This is a genomic window from Mucilaginibacter corticis (assembly GCF_007558865.1).
Taxonomy (GTDB): Bacteria; Bacteroidota; Bacteroidia; order Sphingobacteriales; family Sphingobacteriaceae; genus Mucilaginibacter; species Mucilaginibacter corticis.
Window position 1 is genome coordinate 54574 of record NZ_VLPK01000005.1, and the last position, 11804, is coordinate 66377.

The 11804-nt window shown below is 41.9% G+C and carries 5 protein-coding genes; all 5 read right to left on the minus strand.

All coding sequences use genetic code 11. The annotated features are described in order from the left end of the window. Window positions 1–20 precede the first annotated feature (20 nt). Window positions 21–3281, minus strand: a complete 3261-nt coding sequence (locus FO440_RS20970; protein WP_144250273.1) for an efflux RND transporter permease subunit — start codon at window positions 3279–3281, stop codon at window positions 21–23. Window positions 3282–3287: 6 nt separating this feature from the next. Continuing rightward, window positions 3288–6539: an efflux RND transporter permease subunit gene (locus tag FO440_RS20975; RefSeq protein ID WP_144250274.1), complete on the minus strand. Its 3252-nt coding sequence runs from the start codon at window positions 6537–6539 to the stop codon at window positions 3288–3290. Between the two features lie 41 nt (window positions 6540–6580). Then, entirely contained in the window at window positions 6581–7765 is a 1185-nt protein-coding gene (locus FO440_RS20980) for an efflux RND transporter periplasmic adaptor subunit (RefSeq protein WP_144250275.1), read from the minus strand. Between the two features lie 19 nt (window positions 7766–7784). Further along, complete coding sequence (locus FO440_RS20985) at window positions 7785–9221, minus strand: TolC family protein (protein ID WP_186292739.1); 1437 nt, start codon at window positions 9219–9221, stop codon at window positions 7785–7787. A gap of 766 nt (window positions 9222–9987) precedes the next feature. Next, a complete protein-coding gene (locus tag FO440_RS20990; RefSeq protein ID WP_246104290.1) occupies window positions 9988–11799 on the minus strand; it encodes an ABC transporter ATP-binding protein in 1812 nt (603 codons plus the stop codon). Window positions 11800–11804 lie beyond the last annotated feature (5 nt).

Consider the following 11804-nt stretch of genomic DNA (forward strand, 5'->3'; position numbering starts at 1 on the left):
GGGGTATTTGGGGTATTATTCTATTTGTTTTTATTATGTTCTTTTTGGGCCATGGCGATATCATATTCCAGTTCGGGATCAATATTTTGTTCCTCGGCCTTTTTTGCTTTCTCCATTAATTCTTCGTGGTGATCTTGCAGATACTGAAGCAGTTTTTTACCATAAGACATCCGTGTAAACAAAACATAAAGTACCGGAACAATAAAGATCGAAATGGTTGATGAGGCTAACATGCCACCCAAGACGGTAATACCGATAGTATTTCTTGATTCTGCACCAGCACCAGTTGCCAATACCAATGGCAAAACGCCCAGGATAAATGCAAGCGAGGTCATGATGATAGGCCGCAAACGTAATTTAACCGCTTCAAGTGTTGATTTAACCAATTCTTCCCCCCTGTCAACCCTTATCTTGGCAAATTCAACTATCAGGATAGCATTTTTAGCAGATAGGCCTATAAGCGTGATCAAACCTATTTGCGCGTATACGTTATTTGTAACGTTTGGCGCAGTGGTAAGCGCCAATATAGCGCCAAAGGCACTTATAGGCACAGCCAGCATTACAGAGAAGGGAACAGACCAACTTTCATACAACGCCGCCAAAAACAGGAATACGAAGATGATAGAAAACATAAAGATGTAAATGGTTATAGAACCCGCCTTTATCTCTTCATAACTCAGCCCTGAAAATTCATAAGTGTATCCACGCGGCAAGGTTTTGGCTGCCAATTCTTTTAAGGCTTCAATTGATTGCCCGCTGCTGTAGCCTTCAGGTATTGAGCCATCAACCTCTGCTGAACGGAATATGTTAAAGTGTGTGATTAAAGGTGCTGCTACAATCGGCTTATAACTGATGACCGCGCTTAATGGCAGCATCTGCCCTGCCGAGTTGTGCACGTAGTACTTATTCATATTTGAAATAAGTGCACGGTAACTTGTATCTGCCTGTACAACAACATGGTATGTTCTGTTATATAAAGTAAAGTTGTTTACAAACAAACTACCCATATAAGCTTGCATGGTTGAGAATACATCAGATATATTAATCCCGAGTTTCTCACATTTCTCCCTATCGACATTGAGCAGATAACTTGGCGTATGCGCCGAGAAATAGCTATAGGCAGACGAGGTTGCCGGTGTTTTTTTGGCAGCAGCAACAAACTTTTTCACTACTTTTTCGAACGCGTAAATATCATCTGTCGAGCTTCCCTGCTCTATTTGCATGCTAAAGCCTGCGGCCTGGCCTATACCACGTATCGGCGGCGGCTGTGCTACCACGACGTTGGCATTTTTAATACCTGCTTTAGCTATCTTTTGCTTTAGTACGTTCATGAGTCCGGCAGCCCGGGTATCTTTGGTGGTACGGTCATCCCATGGCGTCAGCATGCAAAACATGGATCCGTTATTTGAGTTAGCACCACCATTCAATATATTAAAGCCTGATATGGCTGTGTAATGTAAGATACCCTTTGTTGAGGCTACAATTTTCATCAGCTTGGTCATCAGGTTTACTGATTGAGTGGTTGATGAAGCCTCTGGCAATTGATAAGTAATGTACAAACGGCCACCATCTTCGGCAGGCACAAAGCCCGATGGCTTGGCCTGGAATAGCAGGTAAGCTCCCACACAAATACACACTAACAAAATGACAATATATCGGGCGCCTTTTATACTGCGATGTACGCCATTGGTGTATTTATTTGTTGTTTTTTCAAAAATGCGGTTAAACCAATTGAAGAATTTATCTAGCCAGTTTGATTTGGCAGTTACTTTGGCGGTTGGCTTTAAAAGCAAGGTACACAGTGCCGGTGTTAAAGACAATGCTATAAATGCCGATAACACCACTGATATTGCTATGGTTATAGCAAATTGCTGATACAAACGGCCCACAATGCCCGGAATAAAACCCACCGGAACAAACACAGATGCCAGGATCAATGCGATGGCCACTACCGGCGCAGAAATCTCTTTCATGGCATGGTAAGTAGCTTCCTTGGCAGACATTCCTTTTTCATCAATATAATGCTGTACGGCCTCCACTACGATAATGGCATCGTCCACAACAATACCAATAGCCAGTACAAAGCCAAACATGGTTAAAGTATTGATAGTAAAGCCTAACGGAATAAAAAAGCAGAAAGTTGCCAAAATTGATACCGGGATAGCTAAGATGGGGATGATGGTAGAGCGCCAGTTTTGAAGAAACAAGAAAACTACCACTGCTACCAGTCCTAACGCCTTAAGTAAAGTGCCTATAACCTCATCCATCGAAACCTTTATGATGGTAATTGACTCGAAAGGCACTACGTAATCGACATCTGCAGGGAATGTTTTTTTCAATTTATTAAGCGCGGCATAAACGTTTTTAGCGGTCTGCAAAGCGTTGCTGCCCGGCGATTGGTAGATCTGTAACGTAGATGCTCTGTTACCGTCAATAAACGCGTTACTTGAAAAAGTGAATTTGCCCAGTTCAACCCTGGCTACATCCTTTAAGTAAACCAGTTGTCCGGTTCCCGGAATAGATTTTATGATGATCTTTTCATAGTCGGATGCTTTGTTCAACATCCCCTTCACCAATATACCGGTTTCCGAAGTCTGGGTTGATTGTTGCGGTGGCGCCCCTACTGAACCTGCGGCTACATATACGTTTTGAGCAGTTAAGGCTGCGGTAACGTCAGCAGGTGTCAAACTGTATGAAGCCATCTTGTCCGGGTTCATCCAGATCCGCATCGCAAAATTATCGGTACGCGCGCTCACATCGCCGACACCGGGTACACGCAGTATGGCGTCTTCAATAAATGTATTGGTGTAGTTATCTAAAAAGGTAATGTTATGCGTGCGCTTTGGCGAATAGATCCCTACCAACATGAGCTGATCAGGATTACTGGCCCGTACCGTCAAACCTAATTTACTTACCACCGATGGTAATGAAGGTGCTGCAATGCCTACCCGGTTTTGTACGTTAAGCGCTGCTATTTGTACGTTAGTACCAATTTTAAATGTAACCCTGATACCCATGCCGCCGCTATTGGTGTTGGTGCTCGTCATGTATTCCATGCCGGGTGTACCATTTACCTGTTCTTCTATGGGGGTTGCAACCGTTTGTTCAACTGTTTGTGCATCAGCGCCAGTGTAAGAACCGTTTACCGATACGCTGGGTGGCGATATATTGGGATATTGATCTACGGCCAGGTTAAACAAACAAACAATACCTGAGATAGATAACACCACAGATATTACAATTGCAGTAACAGGCCTCTTTATAAATGTATTTGCAATCATCCTGGGTTAGCTTTTACTGAGTTCGCGAGATTTTTCAATCTCATATTCCAATTCCGGATCGATGTTTTGCGCCTCTACCTTTTTGGCTTTTTCCTGTAGATTTTCGCGGTGTGCGCGTAAATAGGCCAGCTTTTCTTTACCATAAGAGAAACGGGTGATGACAACGAACAATACAGGTACAATAAATATGGCCAAAGTTGATGCCGCCAGCATCCCTCCCAACACCGTGTAACCAATTGTACGTCGGGCTACTGCACCCGCACCTGTTGCCAGCACCAAGGGTAATACACCCAAAATAAACGCAAGCGAGGTCATAATAATTGGCCGTAAACGTAAACTCACCGCTTCAAGCGTAGATTTGATCAGTTCCTCGCCCATGTCAACTCTCACTTTGGCAAACTCTACTATCAGGATGGCGTTTTTAGCAGCCAGACCAATCAGGGTGATCAAACCAATTTGCGCATATACGTTATTAGTCAACGACGGTACAACCAGCAATGCCAATATAGCCCCCATTGCCCCTACAGGCACAGCTAACAATACTGAAAATGGTACCGACCAGCTTTCATAAAGCGCCGCCAAAAAGAGGAAAACGAAGGTGATGGAGAACATGAAAATATAAATGGTGGTTGATCCCGCCTTGATCTCTTCATAACTTAAGCCTGAAAATTCAAACTCGTAACCCGCAGGTAAGGTCTTTTTCGCCAGTTCCTGCATGGCGTCAATTGCCTCGCCACTACTATACCCTTCTGCGGCAGAACCATCGACCTCGGCCGTACGGAAGATGTTAAAATGTGAGATCAGCGGTGGCGCGTCAACCGGTTTATAACTGATCAGCGTACCCAGCGGCACCATGGTACCTGCCGAATTACGGACGTAATACTTGTCCATGTTCGATACCACTTTCCTGTATGCCGTATCCGCCTGAACAACAACGTGAAACGTGCGGTTATATGTAGTGAAATCATTAATATACAAACTACCCATATAAGCCTGTATCGTTGTAAAAACATCAGAGACATTTACACCCAGCTTTTCGCATTTTTCCCTGTCTACCGTTAAACTGTAGTTTGGCGTATGTGATGTGTAAAAGCTGAAAGCCTTGGTAATAACAGGGTTTTTATTGGCTTGCGCCACAAAGTTATTTACCACTCGCTCAAACGCCTGCAGGTTATCGCTGGTGCTGCGTTGCTCTATTTGCATACTGAAACCAACGGTAGTACCTATTCCCGGTAATGGCGATGGCTGTATCACTTCGACATTAGCATCTCTAATGCCCGCATCGGCAATTCTTTTCTGTAATTCGCCGATAATGCCGGGCACTTGTTCAGTTTCCCTACTTCGTTCGTCCCAGGGAGCCAATTGGCAATATATAGTACCGTTATTGGAGTTGCTGGCATTGGTCACCACATTCAACCCGGATAGTGCTGCATAATGAGCCACTCCGGGCGTTGATCCGATCACTTTCATCAGTTGGGACATTACCTCGACAGAACGTCCTGTAGATGACGCAGGTGGCAACTGGAACGTTACGTATAAGTTACCATCATCTTCCGACGGAATAAAACCTGACGGTTTTCGCTGGAACATAAAATAGGTTCCTACACAAATACATACCAGGATAATGATAACAAGGCGCGATGCTTTAATGCATTTCTTTACACCCTCTGTATAGCCTTGGGTAATACGTTCAAACCAGGCATTAAACTTAAAGAACAATTTATCTATGCCTTTAGCTTTTTTATCAATATGCGATGGTTTTAGTAACAACGTACATAATGCAGGGGTTAATGACAAAGCGATAAAGGCCGATATAATAACAGAAATTGCAATGGTAATAGCGAATTGCTGATATAAACGGCCAATTATACCAGGAATAAAGCCTACAGGAACAAATACCGCCGCAAGGATCAGCGCTATAGCAACTACCGGCGCAGAGATATCTTTCATGGCCGTGTAAGTAGCCTCTTTGGCTGACATACCTTTTTCGTCAATGTAGTGCTGCACCGCTTCTACCACAATAATAGCATCATCCACAACGATACCAATGGCAAGCACAAAACCAAACATGGTTAGCGTGTTAATAGTAAAGCCTAACGGGATAAAGAAACAGAACGTACCAAAAATTGATACCGGGATAGCCAAAACAGGTATTAAGGTAGAGCGCCAGTTTTGCAGGAACAGAAAAACCACAACAGCAACTAAACCCAAGGTTTTCAGCAGCGTACCAACAACATCCTGCATGGAAACCTTAACTACCGTAACCGATTCAAACGGCACACGATATTCTACATCCGAAGGGAATGTTTGCTTTAATTTAGTGAGCGCTGCATACACGCCATTAGCGGTTTCGAGCGCGTTACTGCCCGGTGCCTGGTAAATTTGCAGGTATGATGCCCTATGCCCGTCAACAAATGAATTACTTGAAAAGGTGAATTTACCCAACTCAACACGGGCAACATCTTTCAGGTAAACCAATTGGCCCGTTGCCGGGATAGTTTTAACAATTACTTTCTCAAACTCGGATACCTTGCTTAAACGACCGTTCACTAATATACCCAACTCATAGGTTTGTGTTGAAGCCTGCGGAGGTACGCCTGCCGTACCGGCGGCTACCTGCACGTTTTGCGCGTTAAGCGCGGCGATAACGTCTGCCGGCGTTAAACTGTAGGCGGCCATTTTATCCGGGTTCATCCAGATCCGCATACTAAAATCATCAGTAAAGCGGTTTATACTGCCTACACCCGGTACGCGCAATAAGGCATCCTGGATAAATATATTGGTGTAGTTATCTAAAAAAGTAACGTTGTGTGTACCTTTTGGCGCATAAATGGCAACCATCATCAGCATACTTGGGTTTACGGCACGTACTGTTAGACCCAATCGGCTAACTACTGCCGGTAAAAGTGGCGTGGCAATACTAACCCGGTTTTGCACGTCAAGTGCCGCGACATCAATGTCCGTACCTGTTTTAAAGGTAACGTTCATAGTCATCTGCCCGTTATTGGTACTGTTGCTCTGCATATATTCCATGCCTGGCGTTCCGTTTACCTGCTCTTCAATAGGCGTAGCGACGGTTTGTTCTACCGTTTGCGCGTCGGCACCGGTAAACTGCCCGTTAACCTGTACAATTGGCGGGGTAATATCGGGGTATTGATCTATCGGCAGCAGTAATATACTTACCGTGCCGGTAATGATCAGTACTATGGATATTACTATGGCCGTTACAGGTCTTTTTATAAATGTATTAGCGATCATGTTAAATTCTTCGTCTAAGTAAAATGTTGGTAGTAATAAAGTTAGTGACCACCCTTACCGCCTGCCGATGGACCGACTTTGTTGGCAGTAGTAATTTCTGATCCGTCATGCAATAACTGCACACCGTCAACCACAATACGTTCGCCGCTATTTATACCACTTTTTATGATCATGTTAGCACCTATTGTCTGCCCCACCTGCACCTTCTTTTCTACGGCAACTAACTTTTTGATCTTGTTCTTTACCGAGTCGGCACCAGCTTTTGGGTTGTTCATCATGGTATCCTTTGCTGTGTATATAAAGTATTCGCCCATTTGCTCAACCACTGCTTTACCCGGCACCAATAATTGCGGACCTTTCTCCTGGCTATGCACTCGTACCACGCAACTCATACCTACCCTTAGCATTCCTTTTGGATTAGGGAAAACCAACCTGATGGTAATGGCACCGGTCTGTGAATTAACAGCTCTGTCAATCACAGATATTTTACCGTTAACGGGATATAGGGAATTATCAGACAAAAGGATAGTAAATAATGAGTCTGCGGTTTGGTGTTTTTGCTCTTGTAATTTTTCAAAGCGCGGCAATTGTTTTTCATTGATCACGAAATCGACTGCCATCGGGTCGTCTGTCGATATAGTGTTCAACACGGTGCTGTTGGCTGTAACTACATTACCTAATTTTACCTGGCTAAACCCTATAGTACCGTCAAATGGTGCATAAACAACTGCGTAACCTAAATTGGTTTTAGCGGTTTTAACAGCCTGATCTGATGATTTTACCTGGCTCTTCGCGTTGTCTAACGTAATAACGGCATGGTCATAAAGCTGCTTGGCCACCGCGTTATATTTGTTTAAATATTCATAACGGTCTGCATCTTGTTGGGCCTGTGTAAGTGTTCCTTTGGCTACGTCCCTATTTGCAACTGCGGCATCATAACTATCCTGGTAGATCTTTTTATCTATTTCATATAGTTTCTGTCCTTTTTTTACATGGGTACCTTCAACAAAAAATATCCCTGTTACCGCGCCCTGTACTTGTGGTAATAAAGTAACCTGACTTAAAGCTGCGGTGGTTGACGGGTATGTATCATAATACAAAACCGGCTTTGCATTAACCTTGAATAAGTTAACGGGTATTTCATTACTAACGGGCGGCTGCTTTTTTTTACATGCCGAAAAAATAAGCACACTTATAAAAACGGTGTTTAATATTACTCTGTTCATTGAGTTTGTGTTTAAGGTATTAATATGTGATGTTTCCCATCGCTTTATCCAAGTCGACTTTACTTGACAGCAACTGGAAAAGCGAGTTTGTATAGTTAATTTCTGATGTTATGAGGTTCGACTCGGCTGTGATCACGTTCAGATAAGCGACAATGCCTTGCTTGTATTGCAGATCGACCACAAAATATACCCTCCGGGCCATGGCAACATTTTTTTGCTGCATATTAAAGTTGTACAAGTTGCTTTTGTAATTAGCCAGGCTGGTATCATACTCTTTGGTTAACTGTAGTTTTAAATCTACCGCGTCCCAATTGATCAGTTGTTCCTGCAGTTGCGATTTATGCAGGTTGTGTAACCGGGCAAATCCTGTAAAAATGGGGATGCTCACGGATACCCCTACCAGCGAACTTGGATACGAGGTAGATAAAATATTCGGTAAGTTATTATTGGCAAACTGCAGATCATAATTAAAGAAACCGGATATTGTAGGCAAAAATGCGTACTTATAATAATGCGTTAGCGCAAATTGCAGGTCGCGGCGTGTATTAAGCTCCTGATATTCTATCCGTTTTTCATATTGCAATTGCTGGGTAGTATCAATGCGCATGTTATTCATCATCTGTACAGTATCGATGCTTACATTGAACTGTTGTTGCGGGTCATAACCCATCAACTGTTTTAAGGCAGCATATTCAGGGATGATATTTTCATTAGCCTGCTTAAGCTGCGTGTTTGAATTATTTAGCGTGATACTTGCCTGCAGGTAATCGGTCTCGTCAACAATGCCACCTTTATATTGGTGATAAGTGTCACGCAGATTTCTGCCTAAGCGCGCGGTATCTTCTTTTAAGACGTTTATCTGCTCAAGCGTGAGCAATACGTTGTAAAAGGCTTTACTTACAGATGTAACCAGAAATATTTTGGTACTGTCAGTAAGTTGCTGCGATTGCTTAACCAGTAAAGGCGCGCTTTTTGAAGCATACAGTAGTGTAGGGCTGACAATAGCCTGCGAAACAGAAAGCTCAGGCACAAATGTATTTGCATAGGTAGAGCGTGCGCTGTTTCCCGTCCCGGTTGATGTGGATGTACTGTTGCCGGTGGTACCTACATTGGTTGAGATATTATTATTAGGCTTTTGAATGTAATGGATCAGATCTCCGTTCGCGTTAACCTGCGGCAACCAGGCAGCCAGGTTAACGGCATTTGTGGTACGCGTAATATCAACATTGATCAAAGATTTATTCAGCGCCGGTTGATGCAACATGGCATAATCTATACACTGCTTCAGGGTTAAATAAACACTGCCATTATTACCGGCATTTGAAGCATTGGGCATTATTGGAAAGCCAACTTTGTTGGTATCCGGTACATAATCAGGAATAGGGAATTTACTTTTATCATTTTGTGGCTTGGTTTGAGCAAGCGCACTAAATGACAAACTGGAAATTACTGTCATAAATAAAATGACACGTAACTTATTCATGCCAAAATGGACATTATTCATTTTAAAACAGGTGTTTGTGTTTTATTAAAAAATCAATAAAAAAGACGGATTAGCCATACGCCGGAGGCATATTGGTGGATAGCGAATTAAAGCTCTGATAAACAGAAGTTTTTATTCGGCGCGGAAAAGCAAATGATCAAATAAGGAAAGTACGCAAGCTCAAATAAGTATGAAATTGCGTGACATAGAAAGAGCTTATATAAGCAATATATTGTTTTGTGTGATCCCACAATTTAAACTTGCCAAAAAGAAATGCAAAAAAAAGAATGCTGATCGTTGTGGCCGGTATAACTAATTTTTGCCTAGTTTCAATAGTGGTGCGGATACAACGATGGGCATTATTTCCAGTTGCTCCTCTGTTACTATTTTTGCTAAAAGCATTCAGGTGTGATAATACTTGGTTTTTAACGTTGGCCCGGTTAAGTTGCGGTAATGTCAGAATAAACAAAAATGAAATAAGTAAGTACACAGCTAACAATGAAATTGTTGCCCATGCCTGTATCTTATTTTTTTGTGTACTCACGTTGATGCTAAAACTTGTACTAAGTACGTATTTGTATTTGAAATGTTTTGTAACTATTAAGATACAAGTACAACAGTTTACTATGGCAAGTAATTCAGATTAATTCAATCAGTTATAAATACCCAATGAATAATAAAAACCTAATGATTAATCATTGTAAAAATTTGAGTGCCGAAGATTTGATTAAATCTCCGATCAGGCTTCTATCTCTTTATCGTCTTTAAATAATGTTGCATAATCGCCATCCATAGCAATCAGTTCTTCGTGCGTGCCTGATTGCGCTACTTGCCCATGCGACATTACATAAATATAATCTGCATGTTTAACTGCCGATACCCTATGGCTAATTACAATTGCTCCTTTATTTCCGATACTTTTTCTAAAATTTTTCAGAAACTCGTATTCTGCCAAAGCATCAAGCGCGCTTGTAGCTTCATCTAAAATAATAAAACGCGACGGGCTGTATAATGCACGTGCTATAGCTAGCTTTTGCCACTGGCCAATACTAATCTCGCGTCCGTCCTCAAAAATCCGCCCCATTATGGTTTCATATTTATTAGGGAACTCTTCAATATATTCATTGGCCCCCGAAGCTTCGGTAGCCTTAACCATGTCTTCAAATGGCCGGTTGCCGTAGATATCCCCAAATCGGATATTATCAGCTACGCTTAAATTATACTTTCCAAAATCCTGGAAAACAGCGCTTATCGTCTTTCTGAAATCTTCTATTTTGAAATTCCTGATATTTTCTTCGCCTAATATTACTGATCCTGATGTAGGATCATATAACCTGCATAGCAATTTAATTAACGTTGTTTTACCCGCACCATTTAAACCCACTATGGCTATAACCTTACCAGGTGGAATACTGAGATTCACATTGGTTAATACAGGATTTGATGAGTTAGGATAGGTAAAATTTACATTTTCCATTTTTAACTCAAGCATATCATTAACCGGCAACGCTGTGGTATCGGTTTTATCAACCAGCGTAGGTTTTAAATCAAAAAATTTGAATAGTTGCGTAAGAAAGATCCCGTTTTGGTATAAACCTGATATACCCTGGGATAGTGATTGCAGGATATTAAATAGCTGAGGGAAAATAATAACGAAAAGAGAAATCTGGCCTATAGTTATAGTGCCTTTCATGGCGTTATAACAAAAGAAGCAAATGCACCCGAAAAAACCAAAGCTACCTAAAAGTGAGGTTACGATATCATGTATTGCGCCGCGTCTTATGATCTTAAGCCGCTGCACCAATAGATCAAGCCGAATAGTAAGATATAATCTTTTAATATAATCACCAAGCCCGAAGCTGCGCACTTCTTTTGCCAAAGTGTCTGCCGTGATCAGTGAACTCAGGTATGCAGCCTGCCGCTCAACAGGTGTTTGTTTTTCTCTAAGCTGATAAAGCTTGTCGGCCAGGGCAACCCTGACCAAAAATGTTGGTATAACGCAAATAATTAATATAGGCAATATCAACCAGTTAATGGTAAATATTACAAAGCTGATACCACAAAACATAAGCGCGTTTTTTACCACGTCTACAAGTGTTGTAACAACCTGGTTAGGCCGTTCGGCACCCGCGTCTTTTGCAAGTTTCAGTGTATCAAAATATTCGGGGCTTTCATAAAAAGCTAAATCCAGATCAACAGCGGCAGCGTGAATTTTATCGTCAATAAACTCACTTACTCTCGATGCCTGTACCTGGCTTACATATTGCGATATTGATTTAACAATAACGTAAAGAGAGATAGCTATAAATGTTTCTAAAAGATACTTTTCAACAAGGACTATTTTTTCGGCATCATATTTAGCGGGACTTACAATTACGCCAAACAAATACTTAAAAGCGTATGCTGTTAAAAAGAATAATAAATTCTCTACCACGATCATGATAAACATAAAAGTGGTGGTAGCCGGCGATAAAGACCATATCAGCCTTAAAGTTCGCGCAAGCTTAACTTCTTTAAGTACCCTTCTTACCTTATCAAAACTATGTATCACAATTA

Excerpts from the sequence above, each read along its gene's own strand:
- FO440_RS20970 (WP_144250273.1), bottom strand. The coding sequence starts at position 3,281 with ATGATTGCAAATACATTTATAAAGAGGCCTGTTACTGCAATTGTAATA.
- FO440_RS20975 (WP_144250274.1), bottom strand. The coding sequence starts at position 6,539 with ATGATCGCTAATACATTTATAAAAAGACCTGTAACGGCCATAGTAATA.
- FO440_RS20980 (WP_144250275.1), bottom strand. The coding sequence starts at position 7,765 with ATGAACAGAGTAATATTAAACACCGTTTTTATAAGTGTGCTTATTTTT.
- FO440_RS20985 (WP_186292739.1), bottom strand. The coding sequence starts at position 9,221 with ATGACAGTAATTTCCAGTTTGTCATTTAGTGCGCTTGCTCAAACCAAG.